Raw genomic sequence first — 18,590 nt, 5'->3', positions numbered from 1 at the left:
TGATTGCCTAGGCAGTCAATATCGTCCCTTGGTCATGACGAAAATGTCATCGCTTCACAAATGCTTGAGAAAATATGCGATTGATTATCATTATTCTTCTTACTAGGGGCAGGGTGAATATGCCCGGACGGGTATCCTGTTTCCTCGGAGGAATTATGAAGCGCAGGCTGACGGCGGCCTTGTCGGTGGGCGTCGCGTCGCTGGTCTGGGGTGGACCGGCCCTTGCCGCCGAGACGACACCCGCCGCCGATCCGCAGCGCGCCGACGACGTGATCGTCACGGGTGCCCGCGCGGCACTGGCGGGGGATCAGGAAAGCGCGTCGCCGACCGGGCTGGCGCTGTCGCTGCGCGAGACGCCGCAGTCGGTGACGGTGATCGACCGCCAGCGGATCGACGACTTCGCACTGACCAACGTCCAGGACCTGCTGACCCAGACGGTCGGCATCAATGTCGAGCGGACCGAGACCGACCGGACCGAGTTCAACTCGCGCGGGTTCGACGTCACCAATTTCCAGGTCGACGGCATCGGCCTGCCGATGTTCTACAACATCCAGACGGGCGATCTCGATACGATCCTGTTCGATCGGGTCGAGGCGGTGCGCGGCGCGAATGCGATCATGACCGGTGTCGGCAATCCGTCGGCGACGATCAACTTCCTGCGCAAGCGCCCAACGAAGAGCTTCCAGGCCAATGGCTCGGCCTATCTCGGCTCGTTCGGCATGTGGCGTCTGGAGGGCGACGTCTCCGGTCCGTTGACCGGCGACGGGTCGCTCCGGATACGCACGGTCGGGGCGCATGAGGAGCGGGACAGCTATCTGGACTATAATCACGTCAATCGCGACGTGGTGGCCGGGCTGCTGGCCTGGGACGTGACGCCCGCCCTGACCGCGACGCTCGGCTATTCGCGGCAGGACAATCGCTCGCGCGGGGTGCTGTGGGGCGCGTTGCCGCTGACCTATAAAGACGGGACGCGGATCGATTATGCGCGCTCGGCCTCGACCTCGGCGGACTGGACCTATTGGAATGTCCTCGACCAGACCGCGTTCGGCGAACTGGCGTGGAAGCCGTTCGGCGACTGGGCGGTGCGCGGCGTCGTGACCTATCGGCGTTGGGAAGAAAGTGCGCGGCTGCTCTATGCCTTCGGTCTGCCCGACCGGACGACCGGATTGGGTATGCAGGGGCAGACCGGGCGCTACGATTCGAACTACGACCAGTTGCTGTTCGACGGTTACGCCTCGGGCGGTGTCTCGCTGTTCGGGCGCGATCATCAATTGGCGTTCGGCGTGTCGACCGGCCGTTCCGATGGCGAGCAATATGCCGGGAACGGGCAGGCGTTCGTCGACTATGGCGATATCCGCAACCTGCCCAATTTCCGCGCGCCGCAGGTGGGATATGACCCGATGATCCAGCAGGCGGATACGCAGGACCGGCTGACCCGCGCTTACGGTGCGATGCACCTGAACCTGACCGACCGGCTGAAGGGCGTGGTCGGCGCGACGGCGATCTGGCTGCGCAGCTCGGGCGAGTCTTACGGCGTCGACCAGACCCGGCGGAACAGCCGCGTCACGCCCTATCTGGGCGCGCTGTACGACCTGACGGATCATGTCACCGCCTATGCCAGCTATACCGGCATCTTCAATCCGCAGAGCCAAGTCGACATCACCAACACCCGCCTGGACCCCGCGCGCGGATCGAGTATCGAGGCCGGGTTGAAAGGCGAGTGGCTTGGCGGTCGGCTCTATGGCTCGGCGGCGCTGTTCCGGGCGGAGCAGAAGGGGCTGGCCCTCTATGCGGGTGCGTTCGACGGAACCAACGGGCCGGTCGGCGTCAACTATTATATCGGGCAGGACAGCGTCTCGAAGGGGTTCGAGGTCGAGGTGGCGGGTCGGATGACCGATCGCTGGTTGCTGTCGGGCGGCTTCACCCATCTTCAGGTCGAGGATGGCGACGGCGCCCGCGCGCGTCCCTTCATCCCGCGCGACACGTTCAAGCTTGCCGCGACCTATAGCATCGCGCCGTTGAACGACCTGAAGCTGGGCGGCCAGTTCCGCTATCAGAGCCGGATCAGCAACGACAGCGGCGCGGTGACGGCGGCGGGGCAGGCGATCCCGGTGGTGCAGGACGCCTATGCCACGCTGGACCTGCTGGGCAGCATCCGCCTGATCGACCATGTCCGCGCCAGCGTGAACCTGCGCAACGTGACCAATGCCAAGTATCTGGGGACGCTGAAATACGGCCAGGCCTTCTATGCCGCGCCGCGCAGTATCCTGGCGACCCTGCGCTTCGATTATTGAGGCCGGACAATCTGCCCCTCCCCGCTGGGGGAGGGGTTTTGCTCATCGATCGTTCAAAGCGTTTCCTTCGTCGCCTCGATCGCGGCATTGGCGGCGAGGATATAGGCCGAGGTGGTCGCGACCGTATATTCATTCTCGAACCACAAGAACGGCCAGTCGGTCTTCAACTCGGGAAAGTCCGGCTTCACGATCAGCACGCCCGGAACCAGGCCGCCCGGAATGAAGCCGTAATCGGCGCGGTTATGGCCATAGCCGATCAGCTTCGACGCGGCGCCGACCGTCGAGACCAGCGACAGATTGTTGGCCGGGTGCCGCCCCAGCACATAGTCGATCGCGTTCAGCGTATAGTCGGTGCCGACGATCTCTGGAAAGGCCTTGTGCATCAGGAAGGCGGTCGAGCCGAACTCCACGACCTGATGCGATCCGGCCCAGCTACCCTCGGCGATCGGCACGCCGAAGGGGTTCTTGGCGGCCTCCGCATCCATCTTCGCCTTGGCCTGGCGGACCAGCGGCACGAGTGCGGCGCGATATCTGGCGTCCATGAAGGGAATGGCGCGGACGGCGGGGGCCCCGACCCAGGCGAAGTTCTTCGCGATCACCGGCATCAGCTTGCGCAGGCGATCGGCATAGACGCGGTCGCCCTTGCCGGTGATCAGCATTTCGACCGTCGCGCCGACATTGGCGCCGTCCGCCGACCAGGGCGTGCCGGAGTCGTCGCGTCCGTCGCCCGACTTGATCGGCCCCTTTTGGAACCGGCCCCACAGCACCTTCGCCGCGTCCCAGGCCTCCGCCGCCATGGTCGGGTCGCTGTCCGCCAGGGCGCGCGAGGCCGCCGCCAGCGCGCCCGCGACCGCCAGGTTGTTGGCCGGCAGGTCGGTGGTGAAGGCCCAGCGATCGTCCTGCGCCCCGGACGACCCGCCGCTCCGCTCCGACACGCCCAGCGAGGCGTCATAGGTCAGATTATCGGTCTGCGACCCGGCATCACCCAGATGGGCATATTGGCGCTGGACCGGATCGACGATGCCGACGATCGCGTGGCCGAACACCTTGTATTGAGCAAGCAGTTGCAGGACGCCGTGGCGGATCTGCTGGACCGCATCCTGCTTGCCGTCGGGCTTGCGGATTTCGACCGCGCGCGCGGCCTCGTCCACCGTCGTCTCGTCCCAGTCCAGGCCGTAGAGTTCGCGACCCCAGACCAGGTCGCGGACCACGGCGGCGTTCTGCGGCGTCTGGATGTCGTAATCGCCCGCATCCTGGAATCCGCCGACGTTCAGGCCGGGAATATGCTCGCCGGGCTTGAAGGGGGAGTCGAGGTTCGGCCCCATCCGGTATCCGTCGAAATGGACATGGTTGGGCGGGGCCTGGCGCGCATCGTCGAGATGGCTGGGCGCGGACCAGACGCGATACTGCTCGCGAATGCCGACATGATCCATCTGCTCGGCGATGAAGGTGTCGAGCGAGGTCTGCCAGATCCGGTCATAGGCATCGGCGGCGATGCGGAAGGGGTTCGTCACCTTGCCGCCATAGGCGATGGCGTAGATACCGGGATCGCGCACCTGCGAGAAGTCGAAGGCGGCATAGTTATAGCGCAGCCACCGGCCGCGCGGGGTGACTGCCGCGCGGAAGACGGACTGGCGGGTACCGTCGGCGGCGAGCTTGACCAACTCCGCCTCGCCCGGGGGCGTGCCGTGAGGATCGGTCTCGATCAGCGCGATCTTCGACCGGCCCGGCGTATAGCCCGCCTGGTTGAACGAGACGACCGGCGCGCGGACCCAGTCCTTCACGACATTGGGGCGGACATGCCAGACGACCGCATTCTCCTTCGCGCCCGGCGCGATCAGCGAGCGGACGACGAACCAGCCATTCTGTGCCCGGCTGCGCGCGTCGTAGAGTTCCAGCCCGCCCGCGTCCGAGGTGATGGTAACGCGGGTCAGCGGGTCTTCGGGCGACAGGGTGATCGACTTGCCGCCCGAGGCCAGCGGCATGGGATCGCCCGATCCGTTCTTCGCCATCGGCCCGGTCGCATGGCGCGGGAACAGGCCGGGGGCGGTGTCCATCAGATAGGTCTTGCCGAAATAGCTGGTCGGCAGGAAATCCAGGTTGAACCCCGCCTTGCCCGCCAGCGCGGCGGGCAGCGGCTGGTCCAGGTCGACCGCGATGCGAAAGCCATCGCCCTCCGCGGTCACCTTGACGCGGTAGGCCAGACCCTGGTCCTTATAGGTGGAGCGGACGATCACCTGATTGGCTTGGCTCCCGCGCGTCCGGCTGACAAAGGCGGGGACGGGGTCCCATTGTTCGGGCGTGGGGTTCAGGCGGACCGCGCCATCGGTCGCGATCCGCTCACCATGCAGGACGATCTGGATGCCCGCATTCTTCTCGTCGAAGAAGATCGGGCTGAACTGGTTCTGGTCGACCATCACGGTCAACCCTTGCGTTTCCAGCGTTTCGGCGGGCGTGACGGTCAGCGATTGGGCATGGGCGGCGCTGGCCCCCGCCATCAGACTGGCCGACGCCAACAAGGCGAATCCAAAGCGTTTCAGCATAACCCCTCCTATAGTAGCGCTATCATTTTCTTATGGAGGAAAGGCCGTCACATCGAGTCGATGCTGGGTCTGTCCTGCCACGCCAACGGGACGGTTTCCGCCTCCGCTTGCTGGCAGTCTGTGCCAGTGGCGCGGATTAGACAACGATAAAATGATGTGTTTGCTTTGGGTTAGGATGCAGTGGTGACCGGCGCGTTCTTCCCGATCCCGATCACAATGTAACGCTCACATGGTCGATGGGATGGGCACGGGGCCGATGCACGAAAAAGGGCGCGGACCGCCTTGGCCGTCCGCGCCCTTTGGATCGGAAACGCAGCGCGTCAGTTGGCCGATTTATACCGGGGCTGGACCCGGCCTGCTTCGTCGGCGGCCTGGCGGATCAACTGGATGTTGCGCTTGATCGACGCCGCCAGGGTGGTGCGGATCGCCTCGTCAGCATCCGAGCCCGCCGGAACCTCGCGCAGCAGTTGCAGCCATTCGCCCATGGCTTCGTCATGCTGGCCTTTGAAATCCTTCTCCATCGCGAAATAGAAGCGCGCCCGCGCGTCACGCGGATCGAGCGCCAGCGCCTTGCGGAACGCCTCGGCGGCTTCGGTCGGCAGGCCGACACCATTGGACTTGGTGGTCTGCATCAGCGTTTCGCCCAGCGCCGACCAGGCGGTCGACTGATTGGGATTGATCGCCAGCGATGCGCGATAGGCGGTGGCGGCCTCGTCGAAGCGGCGCTTGGCGAGCAGCGCGTCGCCCAGTCCCTTTTGCGCGGCGGCATCGGTCGGCGCCTTCTTCGCGGCGGCCTGCGCCACGGTGGGATTGGCGGCGGGGGTGGGGCGCTCGACGAAGACCGGCGTGGCGGCGGGCTTTTCGGCAGGGCGCCGCAGCAGCGCCGAGGCGATGAAGGCCAGGATGACCAAGACGAGCAGAATGCCCGCTATGACGAGGAGCTTGCGGCGTTTCATGTATCGTTCCTGCCAGATTCCAGTTCGCGATCCCTATCGCGCGATTCGCATTGACATAGCGTAAAGGCCCCCGCCGTGCGCCGAATGCCTGTCTTGTCTTGGAGTAAAATCAAGTAAGGTAAGGAATATACGGGATATTGTCGGAATTTTTACCGGGTGCGATTATGATCGCAGCAACGATATAGGTTGGTAGCGGAGCAACATATGACACGCTCCATTTTGAATGCCGAAGGGTTGACGATGCCGAAAGTGAAGATGTTCCTGTTGACGGCCGTTGCAGCGTTCGCTTGTGCGACGTCGACTCAGGCCGCGCCGGGAACGGTCACTTCCGTAGCCAATGATGACTATAGCAAGCAGGCGACGCCGCCCGCGGGATCGACGGTGGTCGATTTTAATAACGGGCTGCCCAATGGCTTTTCGTTGCAGGGCGGCCAGATCGCAACGGATTCGACCTGGGGCGTTACGAACTGGGCCTATCTGTCGCCCGCCGGGGACAATACCAAGTTCTTGGTGACGATGCCGAACGCCACGACGACGCTGAATGCCGACAAGAATTTTGGCTATGGCGGCATCGCGCTGAACTGGGGTTCGATCGATAACGAGAACCGTTTGGATATCCTGGATACCATGGGCCAGGTGATCCGCACGCTGAGCGGGACGGACGTCTCCGGCGGCCCATTTTCGAGCGTTAACCGGTACGTCACCTACACGCTCGATCCCTCCACGGGCCAGCGGATCGGCGGCCTTCGTTTCTCGTCGCCCAATTCGCAAGGTTTCGCCTTCGAGGTGGACGATATCTCGTTCTTCGGGGCGACGCCCAGCTCGGTGCCGGAACCGGCCTCGATCGCCTTGTTCGGCGCGGGTCTGGCGGGGCTTTTCGGGGTGGCCCGCCGGCGTCGGCGGCAGGCGGCCTGAGTTTTCGAGTACCCCGTGTCGATATGATCCGTATCGGAACGGTGGCAACTGTGATTGGGCGGCGAAACGACAGTCTCTCACCCTCCACCGGCATGAACCCGATCGGTTTTTGACGGCATAACAGGGAGATTGATGAGGGCGGGGTTCGCGAGGATGATCGCGGTGGCGGGAGTCGCGGTCGGTGCGCTGGTCACCGGCTCGGCCAATGGCTGGGGCCAGCCGCTGGGCGATACGACCCAGTATCTGATGGTCAATAGCGGCAAGGAAGCCGCGGTGAAGACCGGCGGCCAGGGTTTCGATGGCGTCAGCCTCTATTGCGGTTCGGCCGATACGTGCAACACGCTGTCGGTGCCCGACATGGCGGGCCATGTCCTGAAGACCATCACCGGCCTCGACTTCGCCTCGCCGGGCGCGAATGCGCCGGGCAGCTATTACAACGATCCCAAGTACAACCAGTATGTCACCTACACGCTGGACAGCCTGACGGGTCAGAAGATCGGCGGCCTGAAGTTCGCATCGGGCAATACCGCGTTCGAGCTGGACATGTATCGTTCTTCGACACCGCCCCGACCTCGGTTCCCGAACCCGCTACGCTGACCCTGTTCGGCGCCGGTATCGGCGGCCTGGTCGCGGCCTTGCGTCGTCGTCGCAAGAAGGCGGCCTGATCGAACTGGCCCTCGCCGGTCATTTCGGACCGGCGGATGGGGAAGGGCGGCTTCGGTCGCCCTTTTTCATGGGCGGTGTTCCCGGGGTGTGAGGGCTTTCGGCCTGTGCCACGTCAGGCAGAGGGGGGAGGTCTTTGCCGACGATCGTTTCGGCGCGACACGCAAGCGACGGACTCCGTCAACTGGGCCTAGATTCACGAGGGCGCCTCAATCCCTCTCCCCTCAGAGAGGGGCGAGGGGACCATGGTCGAAAAAGACGTGCCTTTCCTAGAACAGCCAAACGGGAAGCGCGAAGACGCCGAACCCCCTCGACCCCTTACGCCGAGACGGTCTTCATCGTCTCCATCTCGTCCATCAGCCGCGCCTTGCGGCCATAGACATATTCGAACAACGGGCTGGCCATCATCGTCGTGACGATCGCCATCAGCACCAGCATCGAGAAGAGCGTCGGGCCGATAATGCCCTTTTGCAGCCCGATATTGATGATGATGAGCTCCATCAGGCCGCGCGAGTTCATCAGCGCGCCGATGCCCATCGCTGTCCTGTTGTCCTCGCCGCACGCGCGCGCCGCCAGATAGCAGGCGCCGAACTTCGCCGCGATCGACGCGGCCAGGATGCCAAGTGCGATCACCAGCAGCGAGGCGGAGTTGACCATGTCCATCCGCGTGTTCAGCCCCGAATAGGTGAAGAACATCGGCAGCAGCAGGACGACCGCCAGCGGCTCGACCTTCTTCTTCAACTCGGCGACGAACAGGCCGCGCGGCATGAACACGCCCAGGATGAAGCCACCGAAAATGCCGTGCACGCCGATCGCGTCCATGATGAAGGCGGAGGTGCAGAAGGCCATCAGCGTGATCGCGAGCACGTTCATGCTCATCTCGCCCCGCGCCTCGACCGCGCGGCCCAGCGGCGCCAGGATGCGGCGACCGAACAGGACGAGGGAGCCGACATAGAGGAACGCGCCGCCGATCGCCAGGATCGCGATCCCGCTGCCCCCGCCGAAGGTCGCCAGCACCACCGCCAGCACGCACCAGGAGGCGGCATCGTCGAACGCGCCCGCCGCCAGCGACAGGGTGCCGAGCGGGCTATTGGCCAGCCCCCGCTCGTTGATGATGCGCGCGAGCATCGGAAAGGCGGTCAGCGCGATGCACGCCCCCAGGAACAATGTCGCATTGGCCTGGCTGATCCCCGGCGCGAACAGTCCCGGCACGGTCAGCAGCATGGGGGTGATCGCCACCGCGATCAGAAAGGGCGCGATGACCCCTGACGCGGACACGGCCAAGGCGGAGCGCGCCTTCGATGCGAAATGGTCGAGCCGCAGGGTCAGGCCGACCAGGAACATGTAAAGCGCGACCCCCAGTTGGGCGCCCGCATAAAGCACGTTTCGCGTCTCCTTGGGGAAGATCGCGCCCTGAAGGTCGGGGAAGAACATCCCGAGCAGCGACGGGCCCAGGATCACGCCCGCGATCATCTCGCCCACCACCGGCGGCTGCGCCAGGAAACGCTGGCCGAACCAGCCGACGATACGGCAGGCGAACAGGATCACCGCCAATTGCAGGAAGAAATGGATGCTATAGTCGCCCGGCGCATAGCTGGCCGCGGCTCCAGCGGTGGCGGGCCCATGCGGCGACAGGATGCCGCTTGCGCTATGCCAGAAACTGTCGATGGCGTCGTTCATGTCGTGCTGATCCCCCCCGCCACGCTCTTATGGGCGAGCGTGACCATCGGATAGCGAGGCAATCGCGCCGATCTTGCAACCGGATTTCGGCGGCGCTTCAGCGCGATTTCCCGGCACTCGTGGCAAATCGTGTTGTGCATGCTACAGGGTAGGTACGTACCTACATAATCTACAGCCTTTTCACCCGGCCGGAGATGCCATGAAGACGCTCACCAGTCGCGAATTCAATCAGGATGTCAGCCGCGCCAAGCGGCTCGCTCGAATCGAGCCGGTGTTCATCACCGACCGGGGCAAGCCGACCCATGTGCTGCTCGGGATCGGCGCGTTCCGGCAGCTTGCCGGGCAGAGCGAGTCGATCGTCGATCTGCTCGCGGACGGGGAGACGTCGTTCGCCGAAGGGGCTGCGTCGCCGCGCGACTGGGGCCGGGCACGCTGATGTATCTGCTCGATGCCATGGTGGTCGCCGAGTTGCGCGGCGCGCGCGGCGGCACGGCGGATGCCGGGCTGGTCGAGTGGGCGGGCGGGGTACCCCGTCACGAACTGTTCCTGTCGGCGATTTCCCTGCTCGACCTACAGGACGAAGTGCCGCCCTCGCGCAAAGGGGCGGCGGCGGCTGGGGGAGACTGGATCGCCGACCGCGTCCTCCCGGCGTTCGAGGGGCGGATCCTGCCGGTCGATGCCGATGTGGTGCGGCGGTCCGCCGGGCTCGGCTATGCGACGACGCGCGACGCGTTGCTGGTGGCGACGGCGCTCGTCCACGGCCTGACCCTCGTCACGCGGCATGTCTCGGCCTATAAGGCGGGACGGCCCAAGCTATTCTGTCCGTGGGGCTTCGTCGCCGACGACACGGGCGAGGACTGGCGGCAGGCGACGCGGGGCGGGGCGCCCTGGTTCCGCAACCTGTTCGTGAGGATGTGATCGTGATGAACGGGCAAGCGGGCGGAGAGGGTGGCCGGTCGATCCTGATCGTGGGCGGCGGGACGGCGGGCTGGCTGACCGCCGCTTATCTTGCCCGTTATCTGGGCGGACGGCCCGGCGTGACCATCACTTTGCTCGAAGCGCCGGAGATCGGCACGATCGGCGTCGGCGAGGGGGCGTTCCCGACGATGCGCCAAACCTTGCGCTTCCTGGGGATCGACGAAGCGCATTTCATCCGCGCGGCGGGTGCGACCTTCAAGCAGGGCATCCGGTTCGACGACTGGCGCCACGCCCCGTCACCCGGAGGGCGGCATCGCTATTGGCATCCGTTCGAGCCGCCTTTCCAGGCGGAGGGCATCGACCTGGTCGCGCATTGGCTGGCGCAAGACCCCGCCACGCGCCCGCCCTTTGCCGAGGCGGTGACGATCCAGCACCGCGTCGCCGCCGCCGGGCGCGGGCCCAAGCAGGTGGGTGAGGGGGCGTTCGACGGGCCGCTCAGCTATGCCTATCATTTCGACGCGCACCGGCTGGTCGAATTGCTGGCAGAGCATGGCGTCGCCCTGGGTGTCCGTCATCTGCATGGGCGGTTGATCGGGGCGGTGCGCGACGAGGGCGGTGCGATCGATCATGTGCTGACCGACCGGCACGGCGCGTTGACGGCGGACCTCTATGTCGATTGCACCGGTCAGCGGGCCGAGTTGATCGGTGGTGTGCTGGGCGAGGAACTGGTGTCGGTTCGGGATCAGCTGTTCACCAACCGCGCGCTCGCCTGCCGTCTGCCCTATGATGAGGGGGCGGCGGACGGCCTGCCGACCATGACCGTCGCCACCGCGCATCCAGCGGGATGGACCTGGGATATCGGGCTGGCGCAGGGGCGGGGGATCGGCACGGTCTATTCCGACGCGCATATGGACGACGATCGCGCGCTGCGGACGCTGGCCGCCCATCTGGGGAGCGAGCCGGAGGCGGTCGAGCCCCGTCTGCTGACCTTCGAACCCGGTTATCGGCGGCGGCCCTGGATCGGCAATTGCGTCGCGATCGGGCTGGCGGGCGGGTTTCTGGAGCCGCTGGAGTCGACCGGCATCGTCCTGATCGAAGCGGCGGTGGCGATGCTGGCCGAGCTCTTCCCGCATCACGGTCCCGTCGCCGCGCCCGCCGCGCGGTTCAACGCGCTGATGACGGCACGCTATCAGACGATCACCGATTTCCTGAAGCTCCATTACTGTCTCAGCCGCCGGGACGAGCCCTTCTGGCGGGACAATGGCGATGCGGCGTCGATCTCCGATCGGCTGCGCGATCTGCTGGAACAGTGGCGCTACCGGCCACCGGGGCGGTTCGACTTCACGCTGGATGTCGAGAGCTTCGCCTATTTCAACTATCAGTACATCCTCTACGGCATGGGGTTCGCCGATGAGGGCGGCCCGTCGTCGCCGGTGTCGGGCGAGGCGGAGCGGCTGTTCCGCAAGCTCCAGCTCTTCGGGGAACGGGCGGTCGCGGATTTGCCGAGCCATGGGGATCTGGTGGCGGCGATGCGGGCGTAGGACATCCTCACCCTTCCCATCCACCTGTGGTGAGCGGGAAAGGTGAGGGCGGTTCAACCGGCGTCACGCCACCGCAGGCAAACGCTCCAGATGCTTTTCCAGCGTCAGCGGATAGTCGCGGATGCGCACGCCCGTCGCGTTATAGACCGCATTGGCCACCGCCGCGCCGACCCCGCACAGGCCGAGTTCGCCGACACCCTTGGCCTTCATCGGATTGGCCTTGTCATCGGCTTCCTCCAGGAAGATCACCTCCTGATGCGGAATGTCGGCATGGACCGGCACTTCATAGCCCGCCAGGTCGTGGTTGACGAAGAAGCCGAACCGTTTGTCGACTGCCAGTTCCTCCATCAGCGCCGAGCCGACGCCCATGGTCATCGCGCCGATCACCTGGCTGCGCGCCGCCTTGGGGTTCAGGATGCGCCCCGCCGCGCAAACCGCCAGCATCCGGCGAAGGCGGGTCACGCCGGTATAGGCGTCCACCCCGACCTCGACGAAATGCGCGCCGAAGGTGGATAGCTGCCAGCTTTTGTCGAGGTCGCCGAACTCGATTCCATCCTCCGCCGACAGGGGGCCGGACGCCGCCGCGTCCCTGAGCGACACGGAGCGATTACCCCCCGTGACCTTGCCATCCGCGAAGGTCAGGTCGGCGGAGTTGAAGCCCAGCCGCTGCGCCACCGCCTCACGCAACTTGACGCAGGCTGCATAGACGCCCGCCGTCGCATTGGCCGCGCCCCACTGGCCACCCGAACCCGCCGAGACGGGAAAGTCGCTGTCGCCCAGCCGGACCTCGACCGCGCTCATCGGCAGGCCCATCATCTCGGCGGCGGTCTGGGCGACGATGGTATAGCTGCCGGTGCCGATATCGGTCATGTCGGTTTCGACCACGACCCGACCGTCCTTGCTCAGCGTGACGCGGGCGGCGGACTTCATGTTCATATGGTTGCGAAAGGCGGAGGCGACGCCCATGCCGACCAGCCAGCGTCCGTCGCGCACTTGCGCGGGCCTGGCATTGCGCCGCGACCAGCCGAAGCGCTGCGCGCCTTCCTCCAGACAACGGACGAGCTGACGCTGTGAAAAGCGACGATCGGGCTTCTCGGGATCGACCTGCGTGTCGTTCTTCACGCGGAAGGCGACCGGGTCGAGCCCCAGCTTCTCAGCCATTTCGTCCATCGCGATTTCCAGCGCCATCATGCCCGGGGCCTCGCCGGGCGCGCGCATCGCATTGCCCTCGGGCAGGTTCATCACCGCCAGCCGCATAGAGGTCAGCCGATTAGGCCCGGCATAGAGCAGCTTGGTCTGGTTGACCGCCGTTTCCGGCCCGCCGCCGGGCTGATCGCCCGAGCCGCTTTCGTGCGCGATGGCCTGGATCGTGCCGTCCTTCGCGGCGCCGATGCGGATACGCTGCGTCGTCGCGGGCCGGTGGGTGGAGTTGTTCGCCATCAAGGGGCGCTGCATCGCGACCTTCACCGGCCGTCCGACCGCCCGCGCGCCGAGCGCCGCCATGACCGCATCGGCCCGCAGGAACAGCTTACCCCCGAACCCGCCGCCGATATAGGGCGAGATCAGCCGCACCTTCTCCTTGGGCAGCCCCAGCGTCTTGGCCAGGTCACCGCGACCCCAGGCGATCATCTGGTTCGACGTCCAGACGGTGACCGCGTCGCCGTCCCATGACGCGATCGAGGCGAAGGGCTCCATCATCGCATGGCTGTGATCGGGGGTGGTATAGGTCGCATCGAGCGTCACCGGCGCGGCGGCGAAGGCGGTCTCGAATTTGCCGGTGCGGTCGGCGGCGGGGGCCTTGCTGCCCTCGTCGCTGTCGCCGCCGGTCAGGGGGGCGGTCTTCAGCGCTTCGGCCAGGTCGTACTGGCCTTTGGCACGCTCATAATCGATGCGGACCAGCCCGGCGGCGGCGCGCGCCTGCTCGAAGGTCTCGGCGACGACGATGGCGACCGCCTGGTGATAATGGTCGATCTCCGGTCCGCCAAGCAGCTTGACCGTGTTGAAATTGCCCTTGCCCAGCTTGCCCGCTTCATTGGCGGTGACGATGCCCAGCACGCCCGGCGCGCCGCGCGCATCGTCGAGGTTCATCGAACGGATACGCCCCTTGGCGATCGCCGCGCCGATGATCCAGCCATAGGCGGCGTTGGGCGCTTCGGCATGATGTTCATAGGCATAGGGCGCGGTGCCGCTGGTCTTGCGCGGGCCGTCGATCCGGTCCTGCGCGCGCCCGACCACGGTCATGCGGTCGATGGGGTTGGTGCCTGCCGGCTCTGTGAACTTCATGCGGTCCTCGCCTGGCTGATGACGGCCGCCAGCGTCCGTTCGACGAGCGGCACCTTATAGGCATTGTCCTGGGTCGGACGGGCATCGGCGAGCAGCGTCGCCGTCACCGCCCTGGCCCCCTGCGGCATCGCGGCCTCGGCGGCCTCGACCCGCCAGGGCTTGTGCGCGACGCCGCCCAGCGCGACGCGACCGGTCCCGTCCTTCTGGATGACGGCCGCGACCGAGACGAGCGCGAAGGCATAGGAAGCGCGGTCGCGCACCTTCTCATAGATATGCGTGCCGCGGATGGGGCGGGGCAGGGTGACGGCGGTGATCAGTTCGCCCGGTTGCAGCGCGGTCTCGATATGCGGGGTATTCCCCGGCAAGCGGTGGAAGTCGGCGATCGGGATCGCGCGCGTCCGACCTTCCGGGTTCACCGTCTCGACGGTCGCGTCCAGCACCCGCATCGCGACGTTCATGTCGCTGGGGTTGGTGGCGATGCAGTCGTTGCTCGACCCGACGACCGCCAACTGGCGCGAATAGCCGCCGATCGCGCTGCACCCGGTACCGGGCCTGCGCTTGTTGCACGCCATGTTGGTGTCGTAGAAATAGGGGCAGCGGGTGCGCTGGAGCAGATTGCCCGCCGTCGTCGCCTTGTTGCGCAACTGGCCGCTCGCGCCCGCGACGATGGCCCGCGACAGGACGCCGTAATCGCGCCGCACCCGCTCATCGGCGGCGAGCGCGGTATTGGTGGCGAAGGCCCCGATGCGCAGCCCGCCTTCCTTGGTCTTCTCGATCCGGTCGAGCCCCAGATCCTGAACGTCGATCAGATGGGTCGGCGTCTCCACCTCGATCTTCATCAGGTCGAGCAGGTTGGTCCCTCCCGCGAGGAACTTGGCGCCGGGCCGGGCGGCGGCGCGGGCGGCGGCGACGGGGTCCTTGGCCCGCTCATAGGTGAACGCCTTCATGCCTTGCCTCCCGCGACTTCGGCCATGGCCTCTGCGATGTTGGAATAGGCGCCGCAGCGGCAGATATTGCCGCTCATCCGCTCGCGCATTTCCATGTTGGTGGCCTGGGGCCGGGCGGTCAGGTCGACCTGGACATGGCTCGGCACGCCGCGCTTGATCTCGTCCAGCACCGCCACCGCCGAGCAGATCTGCCCCGGCGTGCAATAGCCGCATTGATAGCCATCGTGCCGCACGAAGGCGGCCTGCATCGGGTGGAGCTTTTCGGGCGTGCCCAGCCCCTCGATGGTGGTGATGCTGTCGCCCTCATGCTGGAGCGCGAGGGAAAGGCAGCTGTTGATCCGCTGCCCGTTGACGATGACCGTGCACGCGCCGCACTGGCCATGGTCGCAACCCTTCTTGGTGCCGGTCAGGTGCAGATGTTCGCGCAACGTGTCGAGCAGCGTGGTGCGCGGATCGAGCGACAGGATGCGCGGCTTGCCGTTTACCTTCATGGTGACGTTCATGGCGGCGGGATCGGGCGGCATGGTCGTCTTCTTCTCCTGAGCCTCGACAGGCGCGGAGGCGGCCATCGCGGTCGCTGCGCTCCCCACGATCACGCCGCGCCGCGACATGGAAACCCGTCCGTTATCCGCCAATGTCCCGGCTCCTCTCAACCCCGTTTCGGATGATCCATCACATTGCGCTGCGATCTTCTACCCCGATATCGGGGACGGGCGGCGGCGAAACGGGTGGAAATCCTGATCGACAACGCGCGTAAGCCATTTTGGTGTCGCGAAAAAATATCATGGGATAAGGGTCGCGCGGAACGGTGCGCTAACCCCCTTAACCTCCGACAAAAATGGCGCGACGCGAACGGCGCGACGTGGTACCCGTGGCTATCGCCGGTTTGACATTTCGCAAGCGCTGGCGGCTGAGAGACCTTGTGCTCCCGCTTGTCGCGTCGGAGCCTCGTGATGACCAGCCTGCCCCGCCCCACCGATCGCGACGACCGCGCCCTCCGGCAAGGCCGAAGCGCATGATCGCCCGCCTCGTCACCCGCTGGCTGCGACGCTGGTACTGGCGCCGGGCGGGACGTCATTGAGCCGCCTTGCCATCCCGTCCGAGGCGGAACGGGACCGCGCGCACAGCGCCCTGATGAACGGCATCCGCGTGGTGGAGGAGCGCATCGCCCCGCTCTGGACCACGCGTTTCTCGGACATGACCGAGGGGCGGCGGATCGTGCGTGCGCGCGTCACCGCCAATGGCTTTCGCGAACTCGACGTGCTGCTCGCCCACTGGGTCGGCCTGGTCGCGATGCGCCCGGTGCGGATGGCCGAGATCGGCGACTGGCGCGAGGCGGATCGCGACGATCCCACGATCTTCACCGCCAAGGACATATTGCGCCTTGCCGCCGAATATCGCCGCATCGCGCCGCCATTGCACGCGGCGGGTGCTTGCGAACTGGCCGCCTGATCCCCATCTGGTGAGCGCTTTAGTCGCATATCGACGGTTTTCGGCGCTTTGCGGCCTTTTTCCTTCTTTCCCTGCTGTCGAGGCCCCTTGGGCCCGCCGGTTTCCGGCAGACCCGTTACCGAAGGAAATATCATGAGCCAGAACGGAACCGTCAAATTCTTCAACGCCGACAAGGGTTATGGCTTCATCACCCCGGACAATGGCGGCACCGACGCCTTCGTCCATGTCTCCGCGGTGGAGCGGGCCGGGATGATCACGCTGCAGCAGAACCAGCGCATCGGCTATGAACTCGAAGAGGATCGTCGCGGCAAGATGGCGGCGGTCAATCTCCAGCCGGTCGATTGATTGATGACGAGGGGGCGGGGTCGATCGATCCCGCTCCCTCGATCGTTTTGCCTGCCCCTATTTCTCCATCGGAAAGGCCCCGTCATGCGTGACTCCGAAATGTATCTGCAACGTGCCGCCGATTGCCGTCACCAGGCCGATGAGTCGGACCTGGCCAATGTCCGCGACCGTTGCCTGCGCGCCGAAGCGGCCTGGTCGGCGATGGCGCAACGATCGCTGCGGACCGAGGCGGCACGCGATGCGCGGGCAGTCGTCGGAGCAGCCTCGCACGCCGTCTGATCCGCGTCGGAATATGCCCTTCGGGAAGGGCTGAGACTATTCGACACCTCTCCGCCGGTTGATACGGCGCGCATCCCCGTGCACAGAAGCGGCAAGGAGCGGCCATAGCGCCGATTGGGGGAGGGGGATTGCGATGCGCCGTGCAATGGGATGGGCCGTCATGGCGCTGGGGCTGGCGACACCGGTCGCCGCGCAGAGCGATGCGGTGCCACGCATCGTGACCAGGGCGGGGCGTCATGCCCTGATGGTCGATGGACGACCGTTCCTGATGCTGGCGGCACAGGTCAACAATTCCAGCAACTATGCCGCCGCCTTGCCGCAGGTCTGGCCGATGCTCGACCGCATCCACGCCAACACCATCGAAATCCCGGTCGCGTGGCAACAGATCGAGCCCGTCGAGGGGCGGTTCGATTTCTCCTTCGTCCAGACGCTGCTCGAACAGGCGCGGGTACATGACAAGCGGGTCGTGCTGCTCTGGTTCGGGACGTGGAAGAACACCTCGCCCGGCTATACGCCCGATTGGGTCAAACTGGACAATCGCCGCTTCCCCCGGATGAAGACGCGGGGCGGACAGGACCATTATGCGCTGACCCCGATGGCGCGCACCACGCTGGAGGCGGACAAGCGCGCCTTCGTGCGGCTGATGACCTATTTGAAGGAGCATGATCCGCAGAACACGGTCATCATGGTCCAGCCCGAGAATGAGGTCGGCAGTTATCGCAACCCGCGCGATTTCTCGGTCGCGGCGCAGGCCTTGTTCGACAAACCGGTGCCGGGCGAACTGGTCCGAAAGCTCGGCAGGAACCCAGGCCATTGGCAGGCGGTGTTCGGAGCGCAGGCGGACCGTGCCTTCAATACCTGGTACACGGCGCGCTACATCGATGAGATCGCGGCGGCGGGCAAGGCGGTGAAGCCGCTGCCCATGTACGTCAACGCCGCGCTGGCGGGGCCCTCCAACGTGCCCGATCCCGATGGCGTGGCGAGCGGCGGGCCGCAACAGGATGTGCTCGACATATGGAAGGTCGCCGCGCCCTCGCTCGATGCCGAGGCACCCGACATCTATGACCGGGCGAGCGGGAATGTCGGGCTGTATCTCGACGCCTATGCGCGGGCGGACAATCCGCTGCTGGTGCCCGAGATCGGCAATGCGCGCGAGTTCGCCCGCTATTTCTATGAGGCGCTGGGGCGCGGGGCGATCGGCTTCGCGCCGTTCGGCATGGATGATACCGGCTTCTTCAACTATCCGCTGGGCGCGCGGGCGCTGGATGCGGGGACGCTCGATGCCTTTGCCGGGCCTTACGGCGCGGTGGCCGGGGTAATGCGCGACTGGGCGCAGGCGGCGTTCGAGCATCCGACATGGGGCGCGGCAAGGCCCGACGATGGCGGCGACCGCGAGACGGTGATGGGCGACTGGCGCGTCCGGGCCGAGTTCGGCCAGTGGCAGTTCGGCGAGAAAAGCTGGACTTGGCTGAAGTCCGAACCCGCGCCGTGGAAGGCGGAGCCGGTCGGCGGCGTCGCGGTCATCCATCTGTCGCGCGACGAATTCCTGCTGACCGGCGACCATGTCCGCATCCGCCTGGAGCCCGCCCAGCCCGATCCCAAGGCGATGGTCGTCCGGGTCGAGGAAGGCCATTATGCCGATGGCCGTTGGGTCATGGACCGGGTGTGGAATGGCGATCAGACCGATTATGGCATCAACATCGTCGACCGCCCCGTGGTGATGAAGGTGACGATGGGTCGCTATCGCTAAAGCGGACGGGATTGCTCACATGAA

At 65.9% G+C, this 18,590-nt stretch carries 17 protein-coding genes; 11 read left to right on the top strand and 6 right to left on the bottom strand.

The genetic code is table 11. The features are described from left to right. Positions 1-155 precede the first annotated feature (155 nt). Positions 156-2,294: a TonB-dependent siderophore receptor gene (locus QE379_RS13655; protein WP_307001249.1), complete on the top strand. Its 2,139-nt coding sequence runs from the start codon at positions 156-158 to the stop codon at positions 2,292-2,294. Between the two features lie 53 nt (positions 2,295-2,347). Here QE379_RS13655 and QE379_RS13650 read toward each other — a convergent pair whose 3' ends face one another. Beyond that, positions 2,348-4,837, bottom strand: a complete 2,490-nt coding sequence (locus tag QE379_RS13650) for a glycoside hydrolase family 9 protein (protein ID WP_307001246.1) — start codon at positions 4,835-4,837, stop codon at positions 2,348-2,350. 320 nt (positions 4,838-5,157) lie between these two features. Further along, positions 5,158-5,793 carry a tetratricopeptide repeat protein gene (locus QE379_RS13645; RefSeq protein WP_307001244.1) on the bottom strand — a complete coding sequence of 212 codons (636 nt, stop codon included), beginning with the start codon at positions 5,791-5,793 and terminating at the stop codon, positions 5,158-5,160. A 255-nt stretch (positions 5,794-6,048) separates the two neighbouring features. On the opposite strand from QE379_RS13645, the gene QE379_RS13640 reads away from it, so the two are divergent. The 3 genes from QE379_RS13640 to QE379_RS19615 all read left to right on the top strand — a co-directional run bounded on the left by QE379_RS13640 (position 6,049) and on the right by QE379_RS19615 (position 7,373). After that, on the top strand, positions 6,049-6,708 hold the full coding sequence (locus QE379_RS13640; protein ID WP_307003224.1) for a PEP-CTERM sorting domain-containing protein: 660 nt from the start codon (positions 6,049-6,051) through the stop codon (positions 6,706-6,708). Positions 6,709-6,840: 132 nt separating this feature from the next. After that, positions 6,841-7,305 carry a hypothetical protein gene (locus QE379_RS13635; RefSeq protein WP_307001242.1) on the top strand — a complete coding sequence of 155 codons (465 nt, stop codon included), beginning with the start codon at positions 6,841-6,843 and terminating at the stop codon, positions 7,303-7,305. Further along, on the top strand, positions 7,302-7,373 hold the full coding sequence (locus QE379_RS19615) for a hypothetical protein (protein WP_373461861.1): 72 nt from the start codon (positions 7,302-7,304) through the stop codon (positions 7,371-7,373). The genes QE379_RS13635 and QE379_RS19615 overlap by 4 nt, the downstream gene beginning before the upstream one ends. Positions 7,374-7,689: 316 nt before the next feature. Here the strand turns inward: QE379_RS19615 and QE379_RS13630 are convergent, their stop codons facing one another. Further along, the gene (locus QE379_RS13630) at positions 7,690-9,051 is read right to left on the bottom strand and encodes a cation:proton antiporter (protein WP_307001240.1); all 1,362 of its coding nucleotides are present in this window, start codon (positions 9,049-9,051) and stop codon (positions 7,690-7,692) included. A 199-nt stretch (positions 9,052-9,250) separates the two neighbouring features. Between QE379_RS13630 and QE379_RS13625 the strand changes: the two genes are divergently transcribed. The 3 genes from QE379_RS13625 to QE379_RS13615 are packed head-to-tail and all read left to right on the top strand — an operon-like array spanning position 9,251 to position 11,510. Beyond that, the gene (locus QE379_RS13625; protein WP_307001237.1) at positions 9,251-9,487 is read left to right on the top strand and encodes a type II toxin-antitoxin system Phd/YefM family antitoxin; all 237 of its coding nucleotides are present in this window, start codon (positions 9,251-9,253) and stop codon (positions 9,485-9,487) included. Continuing rightward, positions 9,487-9,969, top strand: a complete 483-nt coding sequence (locus tag QE379_RS13620; RefSeq protein ID WP_307001235.1) for a VapC toxin family PIN domain ribonuclease — start codon at positions 9,487-9,489, stop codon at positions 9,967-9,969. The genes QE379_RS13625 and QE379_RS13620 overlap by 1 nt, the downstream gene beginning before the upstream one ends. Positions 9,970-9,974: 5 nt before the next feature. Then, entirely contained in the window at positions 9,975-11,510 is a 1,536-nt protein-coding gene (locus QE379_RS13615; protein WP_307003222.1) for a tryptophan halogenase family protein, read from the top strand. 63 nt (positions 11,511-11,573) lie between these two features. Here QE379_RS13615 and paoC read toward each other — a convergent pair whose 3' ends face one another. The 3 genes from paoC to paoA are packed head-to-tail and all read right to left on the bottom strand — an operon-like array spanning position 11,574 to position 15,351. Then, positions 11,574-13,793: an aldehyde oxidoreductase molybdenum-binding subunit PaoC gene (paoC, locus tag QE379_RS13610; protein WP_307001233.1), complete on the bottom strand. Its 2,220-nt coding sequence runs from the start codon at positions 13,791-13,793 to the stop codon at positions 11,574-11,576. Beyond that, positions 13,790-14,740, bottom strand: a complete 951-nt coding sequence (locus QE379_RS13605; RefSeq protein ID WP_307001231.1) for a xanthine dehydrogenase family protein subunit M — start codon at positions 14,738-14,740, stop codon at positions 13,790-13,792. The genes paoC and QE379_RS13605 overlap by 4 nt, the downstream gene beginning before the upstream one ends. Then, entirely contained in the window at positions 14,737-15,351 is a 615-nt protein-coding gene (gene paoA, locus QE379_RS13600; protein ID WP_307001229.1) for an aldehyde dehydrogenase iron-sulfur subunit PaoA, read from the bottom strand. Before paoA ends, QE379_RS13605 begins: the two co-directional genes overlap by 4 nt. A 466-nt stretch (positions 15,352-15,817) precedes the next feature. Here paoA and QE379_RS13595 point away from each other — a divergent pair, with 466 nt between their 5' ends. From QE379_RS13595 to QE379_RS13580, 4 genes are all read left to right on the top strand, one after another. Then, complete coding sequence (locus tag QE379_RS13595; RefSeq protein WP_307001227.1) at positions 15,818-16,192, top strand: hypothetical protein; 375 nt, start codon at positions 15,818-15,820, stop codon at positions 16,190-16,192. 132 nt (positions 16,193-16,324) lie between these two features. After that, entirely contained in the window at positions 16,325-16,537 is a 213-nt protein-coding gene (locus QE379_RS13590; RefSeq protein ID WP_267435206.1) for a cold-shock protein, read from the top strand. An 84-nt stretch (positions 16,538-16,621) separates the two neighbouring features. Then, positions 16,622-16,816 carry a hypothetical protein gene (locus tag QE379_RS13585; protein ID WP_307001225.1) on the top strand — a complete coding sequence of 65 codons (195 nt, stop codon included), beginning with the start codon at positions 16,622-16,624 and terminating at the stop codon, positions 16,814-16,816. A gap of 133 nt (positions 16,817-16,949) precedes the next feature. After that, entirely contained in the window at positions 16,950-18,566 is a 1,617-nt protein-coding gene (locus QE379_RS13580; RefSeq protein WP_373461788.1) for a DUF5597 domain-containing protein, read from the top strand. Positions 18,567-18,590: the final 24 nt, after the last annotated feature.

This window comes from Sphingomonas sp. SORGH_AS_0879 (assembly GCF_030819175.1).
Taxonomy (GTDB): domain Bacteria; phylum Pseudomonadota; class Alphaproteobacteria; order Sphingomonadales; family Sphingomonadaceae; genus Sphingomonas.
This window is presented reverse-complemented; position numbering and strand designations above follow the sequence as displayed.

Excerpts from the sequence above, each read along its gene's own strand:
- QE379_RS13655 (WP_307001249.1), top strand. The coding sequence starts at position 156 with ATGAAGCGCAGGCTGACGGCGGCCTTGTCGGTGGGCGTCGCGTCGCTG.
- QE379_RS13650 (WP_307001246.1), bottom strand. The coding sequence starts at position 4,837 with ATGCTGAAACGCTTTGGATTCGCCTTGTTGGCGTCGGCCAGTCTGATG.
- QE379_RS13645 (WP_307001244.1), bottom strand. The coding sequence starts at position 5,793 with ATGAAACGCCGCAAGCTCCTCGTCATAGCGGGCATTCTGCTCGTCTTG.
- QE379_RS13640 (WP_307003224.1), top strand. The coding sequence starts at position 6,049 with ATGTTCCTGTTGACGGCCGTTGCAGCGTTCGCTTGTGCGACGTCGACT.
- QE379_RS13635 (WP_307001242.1), top strand. The coding sequence starts at position 6,841 with ATGAGGGCGGGGTTCGCGAGGATGATCGCGGTGGCGGGAGTCGCGGTC.
- QE379_RS13630 (WP_307001240.1), bottom strand. The coding sequence starts at position 9,051 with ATGAACGACGCCATCGACAGTTTCTGGCATAGCGCAAGCGGCATCCTG.
- QE379_RS13625 (WP_307001237.1), top strand. The coding sequence starts at position 9,251 with ATGAAGACGCTCACCAGTCGCGAATTCAATCAGGATGTCAGCCGCGCC.
- QE379_RS13620 (WP_307001235.1), top strand. The coding sequence starts at position 9,487 with ATGTATCTGCTCGATGCCATGGTGGTCGCCGAGTTGCGCGGCGCGCGC.
- QE379_RS13615 (WP_307003222.1), top strand. The coding sequence starts at position 9,975 with ATGAACGGGCAAGCGGGCGGAGAGGGTGGCCGGTCGATCCTGATCGTG.
- paoC (WP_307001233.1), bottom strand. The coding sequence starts at position 13,793 with ATGAAGTTCACAGAGCCGGCAGGCACCAACCCCATCGACCGCATGACC.
- QE379_RS13605 (WP_307001231.1), bottom strand. The coding sequence starts at position 14,740 with ATGAAGGCGTTCACCTATGAGCGGGCCAAGGACCCCGTCGCCGCCGCC.
- paoA (WP_307001229.1), bottom strand. The coding sequence starts at position 15,351 with ATGTCGCGGCGCGGCGTGATCGTGGGGAGCGCAGCGACCGCGATGGCC.
- QE379_RS13590 (WP_267435206.1), top strand. The coding sequence starts at position 16,325 with ATGAGCCAGAACGGAACCGTCAAATTCTTCAACGCCGACAAGGGTTAT.
- QE379_RS13585 (WP_307001225.1), top strand. The coding sequence starts at position 16,622 with ATGCGTGACTCCGAAATGTATCTGCAACGTGCCGCCGATTGCCGTCAC.
- QE379_RS13580 (WP_373461788.1), top strand. The coding sequence starts at position 16,950 with ATGCGCCGTGCAATGGGATGGGCCGTCATGGCGCTGGGGCTGGCGACA.